Genomic DNA, 22,441 nt, shown 5'->3' on the forward strand with positions numbered 1-22,441 from the left:
CACTTCATGCTGCAGGTTGTGCACAGCACCACGCTGGCGCCCGGCAAAACCGCGACATCTCGCTGAATTCACTCTGTTTCAGCAATGTTTCACACATAAAGTATTGATTTTAATGCATTTTAAAGTATGGCGATTTTTTGACCAACCCAAGGGCGAGGCCGTCGCCATCGGCGTCCTACGCAGCCGTTGACCGGTAACGCACAGTGTTATCCACAGAACGTGTGGATAACACTGAATCTCCAATGTACACCGATATTTAGGTGACATTTATGATTCGGCGACGTCCCCCGTGTGGGCCTTCCGGGCGGCATGCGGGTGCACACGGCCCGTTACACTGCCCCGATGCTCGACCCGATTCCGACCCTGCAGGTCGCCCTGCCCGTCCCCCTGCCCCGCCTGTTCGACTATCTGTCGCCGCAGGGCGATGCCCCGGACGTAGCGGTCGGCTGCCGGGTGAAGGTGCCGTTCGGCAACCGCGAACTCATCGGCGTGGTGGCCGGCCACGGCCAGGCCGACGACGGCCAGGGCCTGCGTCAGGCGCTCGCGTGGTGCGACCCCGCGCCCCTGCTGCAGGGCGAACTGTGGCAGAGCCTGCAATGGCTGGCCCGATACACCCACGCGCCGCTGGGCGAAGTGCTGAGCACGGCCCTGCCGGGGCCGCTGCGGCACGGCGAAGCCCTGCCCGACACCCATCATTGGGGCTGGCAGCTGACCGCCGCAGGCCACGCGCAGCGCGGCACGCTGCGCGCAGGCAGCCGCCCGCGGCAGTTGGCGGAACTGCTGGCCGACGCCGTCGTGGACGAGGACGTGCTGGGGGCGCGCATGGAGGACTGGCGCAGCGCGGCGCGCAGTCTCGGCAAGCGCGCACTGGCCGAGCGCGTTGCACTGAGCGTAGCGCCACAGCACGCGCAACCGCTGCCCGGCCCGACCCTCAATCCGGACCAGGCCGAAGCCGTTGCCGCGATCAACGCCGCGGAGGGGTTCCAGCCCTTCCTGCTCGATGGGGTGACCGGCAGCGGCAAGACCGAGGTCTACCTGCAGGCGATCATCCACTGCCTGGCCCAAGGCCGGCAGGCGCTGGTGCTGGTGCCCGAAATCGGACTGACGCCGCAGACCCTGGCGCGTTTCCGCGGCCGCCTGGGCATCGCCGTGCATGCGCTGCATTCGGGATTGAACGACAACGAGCGCGCGCGCGTCTGGGCAGCCGCCTCGCGCGGCGAAGCGCGGGTGATCGTCGGCACCCGCTCGGCGGTGTTCACGCCGCTGCCGCAGGCCGGCCTGCTGATCGTGGACGAGGAACATGACGGCAGCTACAAGCAGCAGGACGGCATCCGCTACCACGCGCGCGATTTCGCCCTGGTGCGTGCCAAGGCGCTGGGGGTTCCGGTGCTGCTGGGCAGCGCGACACCGTCGCTGGAAACCCTGCACAACGCCTATGCCGGTCGTTACCTGCACCTGCGCCTGAAGCAGCGCGCCGGCGACGCGCGGCCGCCACGCGTGCGCATCCTGGATGTGCGCAAGCGTCCCCTGCAGGACGGTCTCTCGGCCGAAGTGCTGGCCGGCATCGGCGAGCACCTGCAGCGCGGCCAGCAGGTGCTGGTGTTCAAGAACCGGCGTGGTTACGCACCGGTACTGCTGTGCCATGACTGCGGCTGGACGGCGCCGTGCCAGCGCTGTGATGCGCCGATGACCGTGCATGGCGGCGGCCGTCGCCTGCAGTGCCATCACTGCGGTGCGCGGCAACCGGCGCCACTGGCCTGCCCCGCCTGCGGCAGCCTGGCCCTGCAGCCACAGGGAATCGGCACCGAGCGGCTGGAGGAGCACCTCACCGCCGCCTTCGCCGAGTACCCGGTGGTGCGCATCGACCGCGGCACCACCGCCCGCCGCGATGCGCTGGAACAGCAGCTGGCCAAGCTGGGGGACCAGGCCGGCATCCTGGTCGGCACGCAGATCCTGGCCAAGGGCCACGATCTGCCCAGACTCACGCTGGTGGTGGTGGTCGGCATCGACGAGGGCCTGTTCTCGGCCGATTTCCGCGCCAGCGAGAAACTTGCGCAGCAGTTGATCCAGGTCGCCGGCCGCGCCGGGCGCGCCCGCGATTCGGGCGAGGTGTGGCTGCAGACCCACCATCCGGGTCATCCCCTGCTGGAGACGCTGGTCAACGGCGGCTACCACCCATTCGCGCAGGCCGAACTGAACCAGCGGCAGGCCGCCGGCTTCCCGCCATTCGCGCATCTGGCACTGATGCGTGCCGAAGCGCAGCAGGTGGAGCACGCCAACGCGTTCCTGCTGGCTGCACGGCGACTGCTGGGCGAACAGGCGCTGGTGGAGGCGTACGGACCGATGCCGGCACCGATGCCGCGCCGGGCCGGCTACCAGCGCACGCAGCTGCTGCTCTCATCGGCACAGCGCCCGCCTCTGCACGGCGTGCTGGCGCAGCTGGTACCGCAGCTGTATGCCTTGCCGGAAGCCCGCAAGGTGCGCTGGTCGCTGGATGTGGATCCGACGGATCTGTATTGAATGCAAGCGGAATCCGCCGGGCATGGCCCGGCGCTACCGTTACCGCGCGCGATTCCCGCTTACGTCAGCGGTGACATCACGCCGCGCTGGTAAGCGGGTCGCTCACGCAGCCGGGCGTACCACTCGGCCAGGTGGGGCAGGTCCGGACGCTGGATCGGCAGTTCATACCAGGCGTACACCAGTGAACCCAACGGGATGTCGCCCATCGCGAATGTCGCGCCCGACAGCCACGGCTGCGTGGCCAGCGTCGCGTCGGCCATCGCCAGGTAATCGGCGGCGCGGACGATGGCAGCATTGATCCGCGATTCATCGCGGTCTGCCGGCGCGGTGCGCATGATGCCCCAGATCAGATCGCTGTACAGCGGCGCCATCCGCGAAGTGCTCCAGTCCATCCATTTCTCGGCCTGTGCACGTTCCATCGGATCCTCGGCGTACAGTGTCCCCAGCGCGTAGCGCGCGCTCAGGTAGCGCACGATGGCGTTGGACTCCCACAGCGGCAGGCCCTGGTCCTCGATCACCGGCACCAGGCTGTTGGGGTTCATCGCCAGGTATTCCGGCGTCTGTGTGCCACCGTGGCTGCCGCCCACTTCGATGGACTCGTAGGGCAGGCCGATCTCTTCGGCACACCACAGCACCTTGCGGACGTTGCTGGAATTGCGACGGCCCCAGATCTTCAACATGCGGGTATTCCTTGCGGGCAATGCGAGCGGCAACGATACGCCTGATCGGTGTACATGTGGGCGTGCGGAATGATGCGCGGGGGCGTCGGCCGGGCATGGCCCGGCGCTACCGGTTCTTCTTCGGCAGCGCGCGCACGTAGGACGACTTGCCATCCTTCTTCAGTTCGAACAGACCGATCGCCGCCAGCAGATCACTCAGCTTTCCATAGCCATAGTTGCGCGAATCGAACGAGGCCTGGTTGGCGATCTGGCTGCCCACCGGCCCCAGGTGCGACCAGCCGTCCTCGCCTTCCGCGGCGGACACGGCGCGGCGCAGCATCTTCACCAGACGTGTATCGCTGCGCATTTCCGCGCCGCTCTTGCGCGGGCGCACTTCGTCGCCGCTGCCCGTTTCACCGGTGGCCGGCTCGATGGCACCCGGCTCTGCCGTGCCCTGTTCCACTTCCGGCACGCTGGCATGGGCCTGGCCCAGTGCTTCCAGATAGGTGAATTTGGAACAGGCATTGACGAAGGGTTCCGGCGTCTTCTTTTCGCCGAAGCCATACACCTTCACCCCGTCGGTCAACAGGCGCATCACCATTGGAGTGAAATCAGCATCGCTGGAGACGATGGCGAAGCCGTCGAGGTTGCGCGCGTACAGCAGGTCCATCGCATCGATCACCATGGCCATGTCCGAGGCGTTCTTGCCCTTGCTGTAGGCGAACTGCTGGATGGGCCGGATCGCGTACTCGTGCAGCACCGCCTCCCAGCCTTTCAGCCGTGGGCTCTTCCAGTTGCCGTAGGCACGGCGGACATTGGCCACGCCGTAGCGGGCCACCTCCGCCAGCACTTCGTCGATCTTCGATGCGGGCGCGTTGTCGGCGTCGATCAACAGGGCGATGCGCTTTTCCGGTTCGCTCATGGGCCTCTCGCTGGCGGTTGCCTGAATCCGAGTATCGCCGATCCGCGCGCACGCTGACGTGACAGGCCGCCGCCGTGCGAAGATGCCGGACGGTTCCCCATGCCCCCTGGAGTGAGTCGATGAGTCGTGAGCGCGTTCCCCACCTGGTCGTTGTCGGCGGCGGTTTTGCCGGCCTCTGGGCCACCCGTGCGCTGGCACGCGAACGCATCCGCATCACCCTGGTCGACCGCCGCAACCATCACCTGTTCCAGCCGCTGCTGTACCAGGTGGCGACCGCAGGCCTGTCAGCGCCGGACATTGCCGCACCGCTGCGCCACATCCTCGGCCACCAGCGCAACGTGGAAGTGCGGCTCGGTGAGGTCGTGGCCATCGACAGGCAGCTCCGCCAGGTGCGGCTGGCCGACGGCAGCACGCTGGACTACGACAGCCTGCTGCTGGCTACCGGCGCCACTCACGCCTACTTCGGCAACGACCAGTGGGCCGATGATGCGCCCGGCCTGAAGACCCTCGACGATGCCATTGCCCTGCGCCGCAAGCTGCTGCTGGCGTTCGAGCGCGCCGAAGCCGAACCGGACCCGGCCAGGAAGGCGGCGTGGCTCAGCTTTGCCGTCGTCGGCGGCGGCCCGACCGGCGTCGAACTGGCGGGCACCCTGGCCGAGATTGCACGCCATACGCTGCGCAATGAATTCCGCCACATCGATCCGGCCAGCGCCAAGGTGCGCCTGGTGGAAGCCGGTCCACGCGTGCTGTCCTCGTTCCCGGAAGTGCTCTCGCTGAAGGCGCGCCGGCAGCTGGAAAAGCTGGGTGTGGAAGTGCTGACCGGAACGCCGGTGAGCAACATCGACAGCCAGGGCTTCACGCTGGGTGACCAGTTCGTGCCGGCGCGCACCGTGGTGTGGGCGGCCGGCGTGGCCGCCTCGCCGCTGGCGCGCACGCTGGACGTGCCACTGGACCGTGCCGGGCGCGTGCAGGTGCAGCCGGACCTGACCCTGCCCGGGCATCCGGAACTGTTCGTGGCCGGCGATCTGGCCGCGGTGAACCAGGCCAACGGCAAGCCCGTGCCCGGCGTAGCGCCCGCCGCCAAGCAGATGGGCAAGTACGTGGCCGAGGTCATCCGTGCACGCCTGCACGGCAGGCCGGAGCCCGGGCCCTTCAAGTACGCGGACTACGGCAACCTGGCCACCATCGGCCGCATGGCCGCCATCGTGCACCTGGGGCGCCTGCAGCTGTCGGGCGTGCTGGCCTGGTGGTTCTGGCTGGCCGCGCACGTGTTCTTCCTGATCGGCTTCCGCAACCGCATCGTGGTGCTGCTGAACTGGGCGGTGGCGTATTGGAGCTACCAGCGCAGCGCACGCATCATCTTCGGCGATGACCAGGATGACCGCCGGCCGAAACGGTAGTGCAGGTCTGCAACGGGGTCAGATCCCTTTCCTGCGGAAAGGGATCTGACCCCACATGGTGTGAACCTACTGCTGCATCAGGCCCATTTCGTCAGCACTCACCTGCATATACATGAACGCAGCGGCCTCGTCGGACATTGACTGCCCCGGCGGAAAGCTGTCGAGCCACGCGGTGATACGCGCATGACGGTCTTTCAATGCATCGCCCATCGCTTGCTTCTCCGCGTCAGTGGCACGTTCCTGCATCTCGCTGCGCAGCAGGTCATCGCCGATGCCCCATTTTTCGGCGAGCGGAATCAGATCGACCAGTTCGGCCGGCACCAGATCGCGGCGTAAACGGGGCGTATTCGGAGCGGTCAGGCCACGCTGCGAGGCCAGCTCGGCGGCGGTACCGATCTGCCCGTGCTGAAGCGGCGACGGCGGTGCCGGTGTCTGCGTGCAGGCCTGCAGGGCCAAGCAGAGGGTCAACAGCAGCATCCAACGGACCTTCATCGGATCGATCCCTGTGTCGATGGTCGCAGCGATAATCGCATGGTCAGAGTTCCTGTCGTCGCATGTTGTGAATGTCCTGAACCTAGTGATGGCGGAGGGCCGGAGCCGAGCACGGCCCGTCTCTAAAGAATTCCCTCGGTCGGCGCCTGCAACCACGCCAGCTTGCGCTCGCGCGGCAGCTGTTTGAGCTGCCACTCGGCGCGCGAGGCGGCGGAGCGGTCCGGGTACTCGCGCACGGCCAGGATGCGCAGCGGCGGACGGGCCCGGGTGTAGCGCGCCCCCGTACCGGCGCGATGGGCGGCGAAACGCGCGTCCACGTCGGTGCTGATGCCAGCGTAGTAGCTGCCATCGCGGCATTCGAGCAGGTACAGGAACCACGGGCGGTGGGACGGGGCCATGCCGGGATTATGCCGTGCTGCACCGCAGCGGATATACTGCGCGCGAATGCAGGAGAGAGGCGCCGCGCTGGCGCCCGCCGAAGGCGCAGGCTCCCATGATCGCTCAGGCCGGTGGGCTGGAATCCCACCAACCATGCATTCGACTCGCCGAGCTGGAGAGAGGTCACCGGGCATGCCCGGTACGATCCGCCGAAGGGGCACGCGGCCTACGCCGCTGAACTCTCAGGCAAAAGGACAGCGGGAGCGGCACCGGTCATCGTCATCCCGTCATTGCGCAGGCAATGGCGGCGTCCGCGCATGGCCGGCCCCACCGCGTCCGGAGCCTGTTCCATGTTGCTGTCCATCATCTACCTGATCGCCATTTCCGCCGAAGCCATGACCGGCGCACTGTCCGCGGGACGCCGCCGCATGGATCTGTTCGGCGTGGTCATGATCGCCTGCGTTACCGCGCTCGGCGGTGGTTCACTGCGCGACATCCTGCTTGGCCATTATCCGCTGGGCTGGGTCAAACATCCCGAGTACCTCGGCTTCACCGTGTGCGCGGCGCTGATCGCCACCTGGGTCGCACGCTGGATGCACCACTTCCGCCGCACCTTCCTGGTGCTCGACGGCCTGGGCCTGATCGCCTTCACCCTGATCGGTTGCTCGATCGCACGCGAGGCCGGTCATGCCACACCGATCGTGCTGATCGCAGGCATGCTGACCGGTGCGTTCGGCGGCGTGCTGCGCGACATTCTGTGCAACGAAGTGCCCCTGATCTTCCAGAAGGAGCTGTACGCGATCATCGCGCTGCTGACCGGCGCCGCCTATCTGCTGCTGCTGCACTGGAACGTGCCCGATGCCACGGCCATCCTGTGCTGCCTGGCGGGCGGCTTCGCCCTGCGCCTGCTGGCGATCCACTACCGCTGGGAAATGCCGAAGTTCGTGTATCACGACGAAGTGCATTGAACGATGGCGTGTTCGCCGGGCGTGGCCCGGCGCTCCCCTTCGTGCCCTGCACCACCCCGGCGATGGACCTGGCGCTGTCGCTCATGCGCAGCGCCAGGCGCATCGCCGGTGCGGACGGGCCGGTCTCCAACTCCGACCGGCCCTGATCGCGGCCGCACCCCCGCAGGCGCTGGCCGCCATCCACACACATGCCGCGCTCAGGCGGCTTCTGACACCGTCACTTCGCGACGGGCGCGCACGGCCGCAGCCAGTCGCTCCAGCACCGTCACGGTGGTGTCCCAGTCGATGCAGCCATCGGTGATGCTCTGCCCGTAGACCAGCGGCTGGCCTTGCACCAGTTCCTGCCGGCCTCCCACCAGATGGCTCTCGATCATCACGCCCACGATGCGCTGTTCGCCGTCCTCCAGCTGAACGGCGATGTCTTCGATCACCTTCGGCTGGTTTTCCGGCTTTTTCAGGCTGTTGGCATGGCTGGCATCGATCATCAGCCGCGTCGGCAGCCTGGCCTTGGCCAGTGCCTGGCAGGCGTCGGCCACGCTGGCCGCGTCGTAGTTCGGCTGCTTGCCGCCGCGCAGGATCACATGGCAATCCGGGTTGCCGGTGGTCGAAACGATGGCGGTGCCGCCCTGCTTGGTCACCGACAGGAAGTGATGCGGGTTGGAGGCCGCGCCGACCGCATCGGCCGCGATCTTGACGTTGCCATCGGTGCCGTTCTTGAAGCCCACCGGGCACGACAGGCCGGAGGCCAGTTCGCGGTGCACCTGGCTTTCGGTGGTGCGTGCGCCGATCGCGCCCCATGCCACCAGGTCGGCGATGTACTGCGGCGAGATCACGTCGAGGAATTCAACGCCGGCCGGCAGGCCCAGCTTGTTGATGTCGCGCAGCAGGCCGCGGGCAATGCGCAGGCCCTTGTCGATCCGGAAGCTGCCGTCCAGGTCCGGGTCATTGATCAGGCCCTTCCAGCCCACCGTGGTGCGCGGCTTCTCGAAGTACACGCGCATGACGATCTCGAGCTCGCCGGCCAGCGCGTCGCGCAGCGGCTTCAAGCGCTGTGCGTACTCGATGGCCGCATTCGGATCGTGGATCGAACACGGGCCGACCACGACCGCCAGGCGATCATCGCGGCCATGCAGGATCTGGTGCAGGGCCGCGCGCGAAGCACTGACGGTGTCGGAGGCTTCATCGTCACACGGCAGCATCGCCAGCAGCTGGGCAGGCGGTGTGAGCGGTTCGATGGTGCGGATGCGCAGGTCGTCGGTATGGGGGGGCATGGGGGAGGTCTCCGGTACGTAGGGGGTCCCCAGCGAGGCGGCATGAAAAAAGCCGCCAGGTTCGCTGGCGGCTTTCGGGAATGCGTCTGAAGCTTTCTTCAGGGTGAGCGCAGTCCTTCCTCCGCCAGTGGCTTCGGAAAGTAATACCAGTAAAAGCGGGTAGCGGCTGCGTTCATGGGGTGTATTGATAGCACAGCTTCTGCGCAGCACAAAATGTTTCATCCGCAACTGGGGAAGCGGTTCAGCAGCACGACGATCTAGCGGCTGCCATGCACTTCCACGTCCAGCAGCAGGCCCTCGTGGATATCGGCCCAGCGCTCCAGCACCTGATCCAGCTCCCGCCTCGCCTCCTCCAACTGCTCGGGGTTGAGCAGGGACCGCGCCGTGTAGAGATCGGAGACCAGCCGCCGCAGTGTCGATTCCGGTATCGCCACCGAGGGCCCGTCCACATCCGGCAACTGCAACGCCGGGGTGTCGCCGGGAGGGCCGAACAGCGTGACCTGGAGCGTGCTCTGCATGATCGACTTCCCTGCGGGTGGACGTGGGCAATGCACTGTTTACCGCGTCCGGATGACCGGCGCATGTGCCGATGTGCGGATCGATCGTGTCGCGACTGGACCGATGGTGCCACCGCGTTGAGATCTTCCTTCCAAGCTTCCCACCCTTCGGCCCGGAAGGGGCGTGCAGGCGATCGATGCGCGGTTATACGGGCAATGGCATATGCGATACATGTGCTCAAGATGGTTTGCCACCGGAAAAGGGTGGCCGGGTCGGCAAAGCCCGAGGAGATGTTGTTTACGCTTGTCAGCCGGCGTCGCCTTGGGCGGCGCCGGCTGGCAATCCGTCCGCGTTCCATGGCGGGCGGTGCGTGGGGGCGCTTGCGCCCGCCGGTATCAGCATCTCCCGGTCTTTGCCGCCACGTACCGTCCGCCACCTCTTCCGGTGGCGGTGTCGTCTGTCCTGTACGGAGCACACGCCATGAACACACCACACGTTCCCTTCCCCGGTGCCCACCCCGATCCGGCCAATGCCGATCAGGCGCCGTTCGATCCCAACAGTCTGGTCGCCCACCTGCAACGCATCGGCAGCGGTGCGGCCGCCGATGGCCAACCCTGGCCCGAGCGCCATCCAGCGAACGGCCGACGCATGATGCTGGCCGATGCCGATGGCGCACTGGCCGGCCTGCGCATCGTGCAGGAGGTGCTGCTGGCCGCCGAACGCTGCCGCCAGAATGCCGCGCCCGAACATCACGTGAGCGACCGGGTGATGGAAGGGTTGATGCTGGCATCCCTGGGGCTGGCCACGCATGCGGCCGAACGCCTGCAGCCCCACTAGCCGCGTCCGCGCAATGTGACCGGGCCCGATGGCCCGGTCATGGGCCGGCACCCGCCGGATCACAGTGAACGCAGTGCGCGCCTGCGGATGTAGGCGTTGGCAGGGCTGTCGCGCTCGCGTTGCCAGCGTGTGCACAGGTCACGCAGCCACTGCGGCTGGGTCTTCCCGGCATCGTTGAGCCAGTTGCCGACGGAATCCTGCACATAGCGTTCGGGATCATCAGCCAGTGCCTCCAGCAGCGAATGCGCGTGTTCGGGATGCTGCTTGAAAAGAGCGATGTGCGCCGCCCAGACGCCACGGGGACGCAGTGCTTCACAGGCAAACCGGCGCAGATGCGCGGACGGTTCCTGCGTCCACGGCTGCAGGCATTCAAGCGCCAGCAGTGGCCCGGCAACGATGTCGGTGCGCAGCGCCAGCCACGCCCATTCGCGCACGCCGAAATGCGGATCATCGGCCAACGGGCGCATCTTCTCCAGCTTCACCGGCAGGGAGGCGGTGGCATCGCCACCGATCAGGTAGCAGGCCCAGCCGCGCACGGTGTCGGATGCATGCGACTGCCACTGTGCAGGATCACCCTGCCTGGCCTCACGCAACAGCGTTGCCGCCAGAACCATGCGCTGGGTAATGCCTTTGCTGGCGGCATCGCGCATGCATTGAATGGCAGTCTCCGGCAGCACCGCAACGGTCTGCAGCAACACCGCGAAGTCCACGGCCAGACATTCCGCCAGATGCGTGCTGGCGGCTGCCCCGGTATCCAGCTGATGCTTTCGCGCCGGGCTGATCGCTGCGCTCACTGCAGGTCCTTCCGTCTGCCGCCGGTGTGCTGCCACACCTTGGCCAGCAGCTGTGAGAGCTGCACCTGCTCGGCAGTGTCCAGGCCGTTGAACAGGCCCGCGATCCACTGCGTGTGCTGATTGAAGAGGTCTTCGGCCAGGCGCTTGCCCTGCGCGGTCAGCACGATCTGCAGGCGACGACCATCGTCCGCATCGCTGCGCCGCTGCAGCAGACCTTCGCACTGCAGGCCATCGAGCAGGCCGCTGATGGTGGCGCGGGTGACGCCGGCGCGCTCGGCCAGCGCATGCGGCGACAGTGTGCCGCCGGCACCGTGCAGCAGGAACAGCACGATGAAGCGGCCCTCACTGAGCCCGTGCGGTGCCAGCCGGCTGGCGCAGTCGCGATCGATCGCCGAGGACAGCGACAGCAGCTGGAAGCACAGATGCAGGAGGGCGACATTGGCGTGGCCACGTCGCCGGGCCTCATCCAGAAGGGCGCCATGTTTTGCCTCAAGCACGGTGATTTCCAATATGTTTAGGTGCCTAATCATATTCATGACGGGATGGAGCGCAACACCTACGGGGCCTGCCGCCGGGCCCGGCCGGGCGCACTCCTCGCGCAGGGGGCTGCAAGCAGCCGAAGCTGCGGTAGCATCGCGCCACGTCCCGCCAGGAGTTCCACGCATGCGCCGTGCCGTCCTGCTGTTGCTGACGCTGTTCCCCGCCGCCGTAATGGCCGCTCCCCCTCCCGTGCCCTCCCCGGCCCGGATCGATGCCGAAGCCAAGCGCCTGATGCAGGTCGCCCACGTCCGCGGGATGGCAGTGGCCGTCGTCGACGGTGGCAAGGTCGTGCACGTCGCCGCCTATGGCGAGCGCAACGCTGCCGGCGAACCGCTACAGACCGACACGGTGATGTATGCGGCATCGCTGACCAAGATGGCCTTCGGCCACCTGATCGCGCAGCTTGCACAGGACAAGGTGATCGATCTGGATGCCAGCATCGCCAGCGCGCTGGACAGACCGCTACCGGACTATCCGGCCGAGCCGAAGAAGTACGCCGATTACACCGTGCTGGCCGGCGACGAACGTTGGCGCCGGCTGACCCCGCGCCTGCTGCTCAACCATGCCAGCGGCTTTGCCAACTTTGCATTCCTGGAGCCGGACGGAAGACTGAAATTCCACTTCGATCCGGGCAGCCGCTATGGCTATTCCGGCGAAGGCCTGATCCTGCTGCAGTTCGTGCTGGAGCGCGGGCTGGGCCTGGACGTGGGTACGCTCATGCAGCAGCGCGTATTCGACCGCTTCGGCATGCCCCGCACCAGCATGATGTGGCGCGAGGATTTCGCCACGAATCTGGCCGACGGCTGGACCGCCGAAGGCACGACGGAACCGCACGATGAACGCAGCCGCGTGCGTGCCGCCGGTTCGATGGACACGACCATCGCCGACATGGGCAATTTCGCGGCCGGCTATGTCAGTGGCCAGGGGCTGTCGGCATCGATGCGCCGGGAGCTGGTGCGGCCGCAGCTGCCGATCACCACCGCCAGCCAGTTCCCGACGCTGCAGCCGGAACTGCCGGTGGCGCAGCGGCGCAGAAACCTGGCTGCGGGACTGGGCGTGGTGACATTCACCGGTCCACAGGGCGCAGGCTTCTACAAGGGCGGACATGACGATGCGGTGGGCAACACGCTGGTGTGCGTCGAACAAGGCCAACGCTGCGTAGTGTTCCTGGGCAACGATGTGCGCGCCGAAGCGACCTTTCCGGCACTGGTGCGCTTCGTGCTGGGCGAGACGGGGGTGCCGTGGGATTGGGAATACGGCAACAAGAGCTTTGTCAGATGACGACAAAGATCCCCACCTCGCGGCGGGGGCCACTACTCCGGAATGTGGTAATTGCGGGCTTGATCGAACGCGTCGTACCCAGCAGCGACAGCTGGATCTTCATACGCTGCAACCTGGTCTTCACCTGTGCGTACTCCATCCAATCCGCGGAGCCCATCGATACGTTGGGACCACACATGACGATCGAGTTGCGGGCCAATATAGGGCCGCAGGTATCCGTCAAGATGCCCTTGGTCCGGCGACTCGATTTCCGCAGTCAATGCGGCGAGATAAGAATCTTTCCGGGTAGCAGTCCAGTTCACTGAAAACCCGGCGCGATGACAGAGCTCTGCGTGCACCAGTAGCATCGCGCGCCCATTGCCATCGAGAAAGGGATGGGCGTATGCGAACAATCCCATGATGAGACCCGGTGCATCAGCGATCCGCCCCTTCTCCTGCGCCAGATGTAGCGCATGCACCACTGCCCGCTGGGACTCGAATGGATGACAGAAGTGAACGTGCCCCTTGGTTACGTGCTTGTCTGGCGCGACCGTTGCGCGGTCCATTCCCGCCCACGGGTACAGGCCTTCGAACAGAATCTGATGGACCCTGAGGAAGGCGGCATAGTCGATATGCGCAGCTTGCTCGAGATACTTCAAGGCCTTGGGCAGCTGAGCGCGAAACAATTGATGCTCCGCGATCTTGATCAACTCAAGGTCTTTCTCGCCTGCATGATTTCGCAGGTATCCCACCGCCTCATAGTCACCGAACGGATCAAACACCTTTGAGCCTGTGATGCGCCATCACCAGCTTTACCATTTCCTGACCGGAGAGCTTGTCCTCGCGGGTCAATGCGACCAGCAGATCATCGGTGTCATCACTCTGCACGGTGTCGCCCGCCAGTGATGTCACTGCACTGGCCCAGCTATCCATGTAACGCGCCGCGTACTGTACGCCTTCACGTTTGGCGAGCCGACGCGCCAATTTGGTAATCGCCGTAACAACGTTGCCGCGCGCCGATCCATGCTCTTTCGTTGCCAGAAGACCAGCGCGTCCGAGCCGCGCCACAGTGCCCGGATGCGCATAGATACCGCGCTCAAGACGCTCAAGCTGGTGGCTCTCAACCAAGGCCCGCAAGGCTTCAGTGACCTGCGTACGTCCACCCAGATCATTGAACTCGGAACGCAAGAAAACCCCCGGCCTAGCAGGGTCAATCTGGCGCAGGATCCGGCCCTTGATATCCATGTAACCATGCTAGCACATCCGAATTAAGGCGCCATGTATCAATAACTTAAGCATCATCCAGGCGTCCGGCCTGCCCCCAGCCGCCCACAAAAAAAACCCCGCCTTGCGGCGGGGTTTTTCACTTCATCGGGAACAGCGGACCTTAGAAGTCCATGCCGCCCATGCCACCCATGCCGCCCATGCCACCGGCGCCGCCCAGGGCCGGCTCGTCCTTCTTCGGAGCTTCGGCAACCATGGCTTCGGTGGTGATCATCAGGCCAGCGATCGAGGCCGCGTTCTGCAGCGCCGAACGGGTCACCTTGGTCGGGTCCAGGATGCCGAACTGCAGCATGTCGCCGAACTCACCGGTGGCGGCGTTGTAGCCGAAGCTGCCGCTGCCTTCCTTGACCTTGTTGACGATGACGGACGGCTCTTCGCCGGCGTTGGCGACGATCTCGCGCAGCGGGGCTTCCATCGCGCGCAGGGCGATCTGGATGCCGTGGTTCTGGTCTTCGTTGGCGCCCTTCAGGCCGGCCAACGCGGTGACCGCACGGACCAGTGCAACGCCGCCGCCCGGAACCACGCCTTCTTCAACGGCTGCACGGGTAGCGTGCAGGGCGTCGTCGACGCGATCCTTCTTTTCCTTCATTTCGATTTCGGTGGACGCACCCACCTTGATCACGGCAACGCCGCCAGCCAGCTTGGCCACGCGTTCCTGCAGCTTCTCGCGGTCGTAATCCGAGGAGGTGTCCTGGATCTGGGTCTTGATCTGCGCAACGCGCGATTCGACCGCAGCCTTGTCGCCCACGCCGTCGATGATGGTGGTGTTCTCCTTGGAGACCTGCACCTTCTTGGCGCGGCCCAGGTCCTTGATGGTGGCCTTCTCCAGCGACAGGCCCACTTCTTCGGAGATCACGGTGCCGCCGGTCAGCACGGCCATGTCTTCCAGCATCGCCTTGCGACGATCGCCGAAGCCCGGGGCCTTCACGGCCACGACCTTGACGATGCCACGGATGGTGTTGACCACCAGGGTCGCCAGCGCTTCGCCTTCGACTTCCTCGGCCACGATCAGCAGCGGCTTGCCGGCCTTGGCGACGCCTTCCAGCACCGGCAGCAGGTCACGGACGTTGGAGATCTTCTTGTCGTGCAGCAGGATGAACGGGTCATCCAGGTCAGCGGTCTGCGACTGCTGGTTGTTGATGAAGTACGGGGACAGGTAGCCGCGGTCGAACTGCATGCCCTTGACCACGTCCAGCTCGTTGTCCAGGCCCGAGCCTTCTTCAACGGTGATCACGCCTTCCTTGCCGACTTCCTTCATCGCGTCAGCGATGATCTGGCCGATCGACTCGTCCGAGTTGGCCGAGATGGTGCCGACCTGGGCGATCGCCTTGTCGTCAGCGGTCGGCTTGGAGATGTTCTTCAGCTCGGTGACGGCAGCCACGACGGCCTTGTCGATACCGCGCTTGAGGTCCATCGGGTTCATGCCGGCAGCAACGGCCTTGGCGCCTTCGCGGATCAGGGCCTGGGCCAGCACGGTGGCGGTGGTGGTGCCGTCGCCGGCGTCGTCGTTGGTGCGCGAAGCAACTTCCTTCACCATCTGCGCGCCCATGTTCTCGAACTTGTCAGCCAGTTCGATTTCCTTGGCGACGGAGACGCCGTCCTTGGTGATGGTCGGGGCGCCGAAGCTCTTCTCGAGCACGACATTGCGGCCCTTCGGGCCGAGGGTGGCCTTGACGGCATTGGCGAGAACGTTGACGCCGCGCACCATGCGCGAACGGGCGTCTTCACCGAAACGGATATCCTTGGCAGCCATTGCAATTACCTCATTGGTCGCGCCGGGCCGTGCCCGGCGGCTGGGATGTGGGGATCAGGTTGAAACAGGTCGCGGCGGGGCTCAGCCGATGACGGCGAGCACGTCGTCTTCGCGCAGGACCTTGTACTCGACGCCTTCGCTCTTGTACGAGCTGCCGGCGTACTGGCCGTAGATGACCTTGTCACCGACCTTCAGCGACGGCGCGCGCACGCTGCCGTTGTCCAGCGGCTTGCCGGGGCCGACGGCCACGACTTCACCCTTGGTGGACTTTTCCTTGGCCGAGTCGGGGATGACGATGCCACCGGCGGAGATTTCGTCGGCTTCGATCGGCTTGACCACAACGCGGTCGTGCAGCGGCTTGATGCTCATAGGAGACCTCTTAAGTGATTGATTGGTCTAAAAAAGTCCGGCGATGTTAGCACTCGCACCAGGCGAGTGCCAGAACCGCACGTGAAGAAACCCGACAAGGTCGGGAGCACGGCAGAGATGGAGCCCCCCGGGAGGCTTTCAAGGGGCGTCGCGAAAAAAGTTTCCGCGCCGGACGCTGCGGCAGTGCGGTGGGGTGGCCCCGAATTAGGTGACCAACGTCGCACTGTCAGATATCTGACGTTCATTTACGACAAAGTGTCACTGGATCGGCCTTAGGCTCGGCCGCGCATTCCCAATCACAAGGAGTCGTCGATGCGATTGCTGTCCCCGCTCGCCACCGCCTGCGTGCTGGCCCTGGCCACCGCGCCGGCCCAGGCCGAGGTCTTCATCAACGAACTGCATTACGACGACAGCACCGCAGCCGGTGACGTCGGCGAGGCGATCGAGGTCGTGGCCACCGCCGGCGAGGATCTGTCCGGCTATCGGCTGTATCTCTACAACGGCAGCACGCCGTCGGCCGCTTCGGTGTACGCCAACACGGCCGTCCCTGCCGGCAGCGCCGCCGGGTGCGGCAGCGCCACCCTGGCCGTGGTCAGCTATCCGACCAACGGCATCCAGAACGGCCCCAACGACGGCATCGCGCTGGTCGACGCCAGCGGCAAGGTGGTCCAGTTCCTCAGCTATGAGGGCACGATCACTGCCTCCGGCGGTCCTGCCGCAGGCATGACCAGCCAGAACATTCCGGTGGCCGAGACCAACAGCACGGCCCCTGGCACCTCACTGCAGCTGACGGGCAGCGGCAGCCAGTACGCCCACTTCACTTGGGCCGAATCGGCGACGCACACCTTCGGCAGCTGCAACAACGGCCAGACCTTCAGCGGTGGGGGTACGCCCGGTCCCAATACGCCGCCATCGGTGTCCACCACCACCCCCGCCCAGGGCAGCAGCACGTTCCCGGCCGCGGCCGATCTGGAAGTGGTGTTCAGCGAGACGGTGAACCTGGCCAGCGGCGCCTTCGCGCTGAGCTGCGGCGCCTCCGGCAGCGTACCGCTGACCCACCCGGCCAGCGGCAGGAGCGTGAAGCTGTCCACCAACACCGCGCTGGTGGCCGGTGAGGCCTGCCGCTTCGACATCCGCGCCGCGCGCATCACCGACCTGCAGGGCGCGCATCCGGCTGCCGACAGCCGCATCGCCTTCACCGTGGCCAGCGCCACGGGCAACCCCGATCCGGGCAATCCCGGCGTACCGGCGGGCTACTACTCCAGGGTCAACACCTCCAGCCCGAGCCAGCTGCGCTGCTCGCTGCACGCGACCATCAAGGGCCACACCGCCTATCCGTACAGCGGGTCGGGCACCAGCACCTGGACCATCCTGGAGATCGCCGACGAGGATCCGAACAATCCCAACCGCATCCTCGACGCCTATCGCAACCGCAGCTACGCCAAGGTCAGCGATCGCGCTGGCACGGGCAGCGGCCTGACCTACAACCGCGAGCACACCTGGCCGAACTCGCTGGGCTTTGCCAGCACCACCGGCGACAAGGGCCTGCCCTACGCGCCCTACACCGACACCCACATGCTGTACCTGACCGATGCGCAGTGGAATGCCGACCGCGGCAACAAGCCGTTCGGCAAGTGCGATGCCAACTGTGGCGAGCGCGCCACCGAGGCCAACAACGGCCATGGCGGCGGCAGCGGCGGCTACCCGGGCAATTCCAACTGGGTGCGCACGCCGGACGGCAACACCGGCACCTTCGAGGTGTGGGGCCATCGCAAGGGCGACATGGCGCGCGCGGTGATGTACATGGCGATCCGCTACGAGGGCGGCAAGGATGCAGCCACCGGCCAGTCCGAGCCGGACCTGGAGCTGACCGACGACCGCAGCCGGATCGTCAGGACCAGCAGTTCGCCGGCCTACATGGGCCTGCTCTCGACCCTGATCGACTGGCATCTGTCCGATCCGCCGGACGACGCCGAGCGCGCGCGCAACGACGTGATCTACAGCTTCCAGGGCAACCGCAACCCGTTCATCGACCACCCCGAGTGGGCGACGCCGGCGTTGTTCACCTCGGCCAAGCCGGCGACCTGCCAGCTGGCCAACTGACCGCGCAACGCAGCGGTCCATCGCCGCCGCCGGACCTTGATCCGGCGGCGGCCCTATACTCGACGGTCATGCCGACCGTCGATCCCGTCCTGCTGCTGTTGACCACCTGCCCGGACCGGGCCAGTGCCGAGCGCATCGCGCATGCGCTGGTCGGCGAGCGCCTGGCCGCCTGCGTGACGCGCCTGGAAGGGGCGCAGTCGACCTACCGCTGGCAGGGCGAGGTCACTACCGATGCCGAGCTGCAGCTGCTGGTGAAGACTACGGCCAGCCGCGTGGAGGCAGCGATGGCACGGATCGTCGAACTGCATCCGTATGAACTCCCCGAGTGCATCGCGGTCGAAGCCCGGGCCGGACTGCCGGCCTATCTGGATTGGATCCGGGCGCAGACCCGGGAGGACACCGCTTGATGAATCTGTTTGCCCGTGCCGCCGCGCTGTGCGCCCTGCTCTCGCTGGCCCTGCCTGCATTCGCCCTGGACGAGAAAGATCTGCTGCCGGTGGACCAGGCGTTCGCGCTCACCGCCAGTGCGCCGGAGCGGAACCAGATCCAGCTGCAGTTCAAGATCGCGCCGGGGTACTACCTCTATCGCCACCGCACCAGCGTCAAGGCCGACCCGGCCTTCAATGCCGGTGCGCTGCAGATGCCCAGCGGCACCAAGCACCACGACGATTTCTTCGGCGAGGTCGAGACCTACCGCGAACGCCTGCAGGTTTCGCTGCCGGGCGCCCCGACGGATGCGGCCGGCACCCTCAGCCTGGAAGTGCGCTACCAGGGCTGCGCCGATGCCGGTGTCTGCTACCCGCCGCAGAAGCGCGTGGTCCAGGTGACACTGCCCGGTGGTGGCGGTGGCGCCGCAGCCGCCCTGCCAACCGCGCGGGTCACCGGCGTGAACGCGTTCAACACTCCGCTTGCCGGGGCCGGCAGCGGTGGTGGCCTGCGCCTGCCCGGCAGCAGCAACAGCCAGGCGCTTCCGCTGCCCTCCGAACAAGCCTTCGGCTTCGACGCGATCGCCAGCGATGGCAACACCCTGCTGCTGCGCTTCAGTCCCGCGCCGGGCTACTACCTGTATCGCGATCGCACTTCACTGAAGCTGGAAGGCAGTGCCGGTGTGCTGGCTGATACGCCGCGCTGGCCCGCCGCGCAGTCGCATCGCGACGAGCACTTCGGCGATGTGTCGGTGTACTTCAACCAGGTCGAAGTGCCGCTGCCGCTGCGCCGCACGGTGACCGACGCGGTGGACAGCACACTGGTGGTGACCTTCCAGGGTTGCCAGACCGATGGCATCTGCTACCCGCCGATGACCCGCCGGGTGAAGCTGTCGATCCCCGCGGGAAAGATCAGCGCCCACGCCGGCCAGCCTGCGCCACGCAGCGAAATGATCCGACCGCTGCCGGCGGGCAGCGCCGCACCGCGCGAGGCGGCCAACGGCACCCCGTTGCGCCTGCTGCCGACCGTGCCGAACAGCGAACCGGCGCGTACCGATGTGGACGGCGCGCAGGCAGGGTTCGCCGCCGATGCGCGGGGCGACAACGCGCTGCGTACCCGCCCGCCGGCCACCACCCCGGATCCGGACCGTTCGTTCCTGTGGGTGCTGCTGCTGGCACTGGCCGGTGGTCTCGTACTGAACCTGATGCCCTGCGTGCTGCCGATCCTGTCGCTGAAAGTGCTGGGCCTGGCACAGAGCGGTGAGAGCGCCGAGCGCGCCCGCAGCCACGCCATGTGGTACACGCTGGGCGTACTGGTCGCCTTCGCGGTGATCGGCGCGCTGATGGTCGGCCTGCGCATGCTTGGCAATGCGGTGGGCATCGGTTTCCAGCTGCAGCACCCAGGCGTGGTCGCGGCACTGGCCTACATCATGTTTGCGGTTGGCCTGAGCCTGTCCGGCGTGTTCACCCTCGGCGGTGGCCTGGGCAACCTCGGCCAGTCACTCGCCCGTCGCAGCGGTCCGGCCGGCGATTTCTTCACCGGTGCGCTGGCCTGCGTGGTCGGCAGCGCGTGCGTCGGTCCGTTCATGGGAGGCGCGGTCGCCTATGCCTTCGTTGCCACGCCCGTACAGGCGATGGCCGTGTTCCTGTTCCTGGGCCTGGGCCTGGCCCTGCCGTTCCTGCTGATCGGCTTCGTGCCGGCGCTCGCGCGGCGCCTGCCCAAGCCCGGCCCGTGGATGGAAACGCTCAAGCACGTGCTGGCGTTCCCGATGTATGCCACCGCACTGTGGCTGCTGTGGGTGCTGGGCAAGCAGCGTGGCGTGGACGGCATGGCGCTGGCGCTGGGCGGACTGCTGCTGCTGGCCCTGGGCCTGTGGTTGTTCGAGCGCAGCCGCTGGCGCAGCCAGCGCGCCGCCGGCCTGCTGGGCGTGCTGCTGGCAATCGCCGCGCTGGTACCGCTGTGGGGCGTGACCCAGCTGAAGCCACCGGCACGTGCGGCACAGGCCACCAGCGAGAACGTCGTGGAGTATTCGCCGCAGCTGCTCGACCGCCTGCGTGCCGACAACCGCGTGGTGTTCGTCAACATGACCGCCGACTGGTGCGTGAGCTGCAAGGCGAACGAGCGCGCCGTGCTGTCGCGACCGGAGTTCAGGGAGCTGCTCAGGCGCACCAACGCGGTGTACATGCGCGGCGACTACACCAACGTGGACCCGCAGATCACCGCTTTCCTCGATGAGCACAAGGCCGTGGGCGTTCCGCTTTACGTGGTGTATGGGCCGGGCGCACCGCCGACGGTGCTGCCGACCCTGCTTACCCAGGCCGTGGTCGAAGAAGCGCTGCTGCGCACCGCACGATGAGGTGGCAACGGCCAGCGCTGCTGTGGACCGCGGTGCTGGCTGCCGGCCTGGGCCTGTGGGCCGGCCATCGGCTGACGCCGGTGCCGGCGGCGGACGCTGGCGATCCAGACGCGCAGCCACCTGCAGCACCGCTGCCCGTGCTGCAGGCAGGCGATGCCCTGCCCGCACTGGTGCTGCCGGACCTGCAGGGACAGCCGCTCGATCTGCGCCAGCGTTTTGCCGGCCGGCCGCTGCTCATCAATGTCTGGGCCAGCTGGTGCGGGCCCTGCGTCGAGGAAATGCCGGAACTGTCGCGCTTCGCGCAGGCGCAGCAACCTGACGGCGTGCAGGTGCTGGGGCTGGCGCTGGATACACCCGAAGATGTGCAGCGCTTCCTGCAGCGGGTGCCGGTGGACTACCCGATCGTGCTGGAGACGCCCGGTCCGCGCGATGCCAGCGTGCAGCTGGGCAATGCCCAGGGGCTGCTACCTTACAGCGTGCTGGTGGATGCACAGGGCCGCATCGTGAAGCAGAAGCTGGGGCCGTTTGCCGCCGGCGAAGTGCAGACGTGGGCCCGGCTGTAAGCTGGCCGCGGCCGGCATCCACGCGTCCTGATCCCGGTCAGACCAGTGAGCGCGCCCAGAGCTGGGACACCTGTGGCTGGCCGAACAGCTGCTCGTGCTGCTCGGTCATCAGTTCGAAGCCGGCCCGTTCGTACAGGCCGCGGGCGTCGATGAGCGCGGCATTGGTCCACAGCACCATGCGCTTGTAGCCCACCGCGCGCGCGAAGCTCATCGCCTCGTCCACCAGTCGCTGCCCGATGCCCCGCCTGCGCGCGCTGGCATCGACATGCAGCAGCCGCAGCTTGGCATTGTGCGCGTCGTGCCGGACCACGAACACCGACCCCACCGGGGTGCCGTCCAGTTCAGCGATCCAGCAGCGCTCGGTCTGCGGGTCGTGTTCGCGCAGGTAGCGGGTGACGATGTCGGCCACCAGCGCTTCAAACTCCGCGTTCCATCCGAATTCGCGTGCATACAGCGCGCCGTGCTTCTGGATCACCCAGCCCATGTCGCCGGGGCGGGGATCGCGCAGCACGCAATCCGACGATGCACCTCCCAGCAGTGCCTGGATGTGCGCCATCGCCTCAAGAAGGCGCTGGCATCCTGCTTCGCTGATATCTCCCAGCATGGCAGCGACGCTTTCGCTGGACGCTGCATCCAGCTGTGCGAAGGCGGCGCGGCCCGACTCGGTCAACACCAGCCGGTTCGCGCGCGCATCCATCACCGACGGTTCGCGTTGAACCAGACCGCGCGCCTGCAGCCCGCTCAGCAGCCGGCTGAGGTAGCCCGCGTTGAGGTCCAGCCGATGGCCCAGCTGCGCAGCCGTGATGCCCTGGCCCGCCGCCAGTTCGAACAGCACCCGCGCCTCGGTGAGGGTGAAGTCGCTGTGCAGCAAACGCTCCTCGAGCACCGCGATCCTGCGGGTGTAGAAGCGGTTGAAGGCGCGGACCTGTGCGACGGGATCGGAAGTGAGCGCAGACACGGGGACGTTCCTGATGGTTGCCTTGGGCACATAGTACATGCCTTGAGCAACCATATAACGCTGTTTTGCGATCCATTCCGCGTCTTGGCG

General features: G+C 66.7%; 22 protein-coding genes and 2 riboswitches. Of the genes, 9 read left to right on the top strand and 13 right to left on the bottom strand.

The window, feature by feature from the left end; genetic code table 11:
* Positions 1-342 precede the first annotated feature (342 nt).
* Positions 343-2,520: a primosomal protein N' gene (locus AC5P5M_RS05775; RefSeq protein ID WP_283219206.1), complete on the top strand. Its 2,178-nt coding sequence runs from the start codon at positions 343-345 to the stop codon at positions 2,518-2,520.
* Positions 2,521-2,579: 59 nt separating this feature from the next.
* Here the strand turns inward: AC5P5M_RS05775 and AC5P5M_RS05780 are convergent, their stop codons facing one another.
* The gene (locus AC5P5M_RS05780) at positions 2,580-3,200 is read right to left on the bottom strand and encodes a glutathione S-transferase family protein (RefSeq protein WP_065174440.1); all 621 of its coding nucleotides are present in this window, start codon (positions 3,198-3,200) and stop codon (positions 2,580-2,582) included.
* Positions 3,201-3,306: 106 nt separating this feature from the next.
* On the bottom strand, positions 3,307-4,101 hold the full coding sequence (locus tag AC5P5M_RS05785) for an NYN domain-containing protein (protein ID WP_065174439.1): 795 nt from the start codon (positions 4,099-4,101) through the stop codon (positions 3,307-3,309).
* Positions 4,102-4,220: 119 nt separating this feature from the next.
* On the opposite strand from AC5P5M_RS05785, the gene AC5P5M_RS05790 reads away from it, so the two are divergent.
* Complete coding sequence (locus AC5P5M_RS05790) at positions 4,221-5,501, top strand: NAD(P)/FAD-dependent oxidoreductase (RefSeq protein WP_065174438.1); 1,281 nt, start codon at positions 4,221-4,223, stop codon at positions 5,499-5,501.
* A gap of 66 nt (positions 5,502-5,567) precedes the next feature.
* Here the strand turns inward: AC5P5M_RS05790 and AC5P5M_RS05795 are convergent, their stop codons facing one another.
* Both AC5P5M_RS05795 and AC5P5M_RS05800 read right to left on the bottom strand, forming a co-directional pair.
* Complete coding sequence (locus tag AC5P5M_RS05795) at positions 5,568-5,978, bottom strand: hypothetical protein (RefSeq protein ID WP_263175968.1); 411 nt, start codon at positions 5,976-5,978, stop codon at positions 5,568-5,570.
* Positions 5,979-6,115: 137 nt separating this feature from the next.
* A complete protein-coding gene (locus AC5P5M_RS05800; protein ID WP_253119252.1) occupies positions 6,116-6,391 on the bottom strand; it encodes a GIY-YIG nuclease family protein in 276 nt (91 codons plus the stop codon).
* 39 nt (positions 6,392-6,430) lie between these two features.
* A riboswitch (glycine riboswitch) is annotated at positions 6,431-6,520 on the top strand.
* 13 nt (positions 6,521-6,533) lie between these two features.
* Positions 6,534-6,639: riboswitch (glycine riboswitch) on the top strand.
* Between the two features lie 82 nt (positions 6,640-6,721).
* On the opposite strand from AC5P5M_RS05800, the gene AC5P5M_RS05805 reads away from it, so the two are divergent.
* Complete coding sequence (locus tag AC5P5M_RS05805) at positions 6,722-7,339, top strand: trimeric intracellular cation channel family protein (RefSeq protein WP_193395970.1); 618 nt, start codon at positions 6,722-6,724, stop codon at positions 7,337-7,339.
* 197 nt (positions 7,340-7,536) lie between these two features.
* Here AC5P5M_RS05805 and AC5P5M_RS05810 read toward each other — a convergent pair whose 3' ends face one another.
* The gene (locus AC5P5M_RS05810; RefSeq protein ID WP_495205649.1) at positions 7,537-8,610 is read right to left on the bottom strand and encodes a 3-deoxy-7-phosphoheptulonate synthase; all 1,074 of its coding nucleotides are present in this window, start codon (positions 8,608-8,610) and stop codon (positions 7,537-7,539) included.
* Between the two features lie 257 nt (positions 8,611-8,867).
* Positions 8,868-9,128 carry a hypothetical protein gene (locus AC5P5M_RS05815; RefSeq protein WP_053515725.1) on the bottom strand — a complete coding sequence of 87 codons (261 nt, stop codon included), beginning with the start codon at positions 9,126-9,128 and terminating at the stop codon, positions 8,868-8,870.
* Positions 9,129-9,588: 460 nt separating this feature from the next.
* Here AC5P5M_RS05815 and AC5P5M_RS05820 point away from each other — a divergent pair, with 460 nt between their 5' ends.
* Positions 9,589-9,945: a hypothetical protein gene (locus AC5P5M_RS05820; protein WP_279941967.1), complete on the top strand. Its 357-nt coding sequence runs from the start codon at positions 9,589-9,591 to the stop codon at positions 9,943-9,945.
* A 59-nt stretch (positions 9,946-10,004) separates the two neighbouring features.
* On the opposite strand, the gene AC5P5M_RS05825 is transcribed toward AC5P5M_RS05820, so the two are convergent.
* Together AC5P5M_RS05825 and AC5P5M_RS05830 are read right to left on the bottom strand one after the other, a co-directional pair.
* Positions 10,005-10,739: a DNA alkylation repair protein gene (locus tag AC5P5M_RS05825; RefSeq protein ID WP_253119259.1), complete on the bottom strand. Its 735-nt coding sequence runs from the start codon at positions 10,737-10,739 to the stop codon at positions 10,005-10,007.
* Positions 10,736-11,236, bottom strand: coding sequence for a MarR family winged helix-turn-helix transcriptional regulator (locus tag AC5P5M_RS05830; RefSeq protein WP_495205650.1), 501 nt, complete (start codon positions 11,234-11,236; stop codon positions 10,736-10,738). The genes AC5P5M_RS05825 and AC5P5M_RS05830 overlap by 4 nt, the downstream gene beginning before the upstream one ends.
* Before the next feature lie 166 nt (positions 11,237-11,402).
* Between AC5P5M_RS05830 and AC5P5M_RS05835 the strand changes: the two genes are divergently transcribed.
* The gene (locus AC5P5M_RS05835; RefSeq protein ID WP_495205651.1) at positions 11,403-12,560 is read left to right on the top strand and encodes a serine hydrolase domain-containing protein; all 1,158 of its coding nucleotides are present in this window, start codon (positions 11,403-11,405) and stop codon (positions 12,558-12,560) included.
* 32 nt (positions 12,561-12,592) lie between these two features.
* On the opposite strand, the gene AC5P5M_RS05840 is transcribed toward AC5P5M_RS05835, so the two are convergent.
* The 4 genes from AC5P5M_RS05840 to AC5P5M_RS05855 all read right to left on the bottom strand — a co-directional run bounded on the left by AC5P5M_RS05840 (position 12,593) and on the right by AC5P5M_RS05855 (position 15,945).
* Positions 12,593-13,321, bottom strand: a complete 729-nt coding sequence (locus AC5P5M_RS05840; RefSeq protein ID WP_459062368.1) for a Fic family protein — start codon at positions 13,319-13,321, stop codon at positions 12,593-12,595.
* Positions 13,314-13,784, bottom strand: coding sequence for a hypothetical protein (locus AC5P5M_RS05845; protein ID WP_128987720.1), 471 nt, complete (start codon positions 13,782-13,784; stop codon positions 13,314-13,316). The genes AC5P5M_RS05840 and AC5P5M_RS05845 overlap by 8 nt, the downstream gene beginning before the upstream one ends.
* Before the next feature lie 142 nt (positions 13,785-13,926).
* On the bottom strand, positions 13,927-15,576 hold the full coding sequence (gene groL, locus AC5P5M_RS05850) for a chaperonin GroEL (protein WP_053515717.1): 1,650 nt from the start codon (positions 15,574-15,576) through the stop codon (positions 13,927-13,929).
* A gap of 81 nt (positions 15,577-15,657) precedes the next feature.
* Entirely contained in the window at positions 15,658-15,945 is a 288-nt protein-coding gene (locus tag AC5P5M_RS05855) for a co-chaperone GroES (RefSeq protein ID WP_006396661.1), read from the bottom strand.
* 312 nt (positions 15,946-16,257) lie between these two features.
* On the opposite strand from AC5P5M_RS05855, the gene AC5P5M_RS05860 reads away from it, so the two are divergent.
* The 4 genes from AC5P5M_RS05860 to AC5P5M_RS05875 all read left to right on the top strand — a co-directional run bounded on the left by AC5P5M_RS05860 (position 16,258) and on the right by AC5P5M_RS05875 (position 21,393).
* Positions 16,258-18,048, top strand: a complete 1,791-nt coding sequence (locus AC5P5M_RS05860) for an endonuclease (protein WP_445394071.1) — start codon at positions 16,258-16,260, stop codon at positions 18,046-18,048.
* Between the two features lie 68 nt (positions 18,049-18,116).
* Positions 18,117-18,455 carry a divalent-cation tolerance protein CutA gene (cutA, locus tag AC5P5M_RS05865; protein ID WP_053515713.1) on the top strand — a complete coding sequence of 113 codons (339 nt, stop codon included), beginning with the start codon at positions 18,117-18,119 and terminating at the stop codon, positions 18,453-18,455.
* Positions 18,452-20,830 carry a protein-disulfide reductase DsbD family protein gene (locus AC5P5M_RS05870; protein WP_495205652.1) on the top strand — a complete coding sequence of 793 codons (2,379 nt, stop codon included), beginning with the start codon at positions 18,452-18,454 and terminating at the stop codon, positions 20,828-20,830. The genes cutA and AC5P5M_RS05870 overlap by 4 nt, the downstream gene beginning before the upstream one ends.
* The gene (locus tag AC5P5M_RS05875) at positions 20,827-21,393 is read left to right on the top strand and encodes a TlpA disulfide reductase family protein (protein ID WP_164151365.1); all 567 of its coding nucleotides are present in this window, start codon (positions 20,827-20,829) and stop codon (positions 21,391-21,393) included. Before AC5P5M_RS05870 ends, AC5P5M_RS05875 begins: the two co-directional genes overlap by 4 nt.
* Before the next feature lie 37 nt (positions 21,394-21,430).
* Here the strand turns inward: AC5P5M_RS05875 and AC5P5M_RS05880 are convergent, their stop codons facing one another.
* Entirely contained in the window at positions 21,431-22,351 is a 921-nt protein-coding gene (locus AC5P5M_RS05880; RefSeq protein WP_262101404.1) for a bifunctional helix-turn-helix transcriptional regulator/GNAT family N-acetyltransferase, read from the bottom strand.
* Between the last annotated feature and the right edge of the window lie 90 nt (positions 22,352-22,441).

The organism is Stenotrophomonas sp. YJH_SMC_106-19 (genome assembly GCF_059368375.1).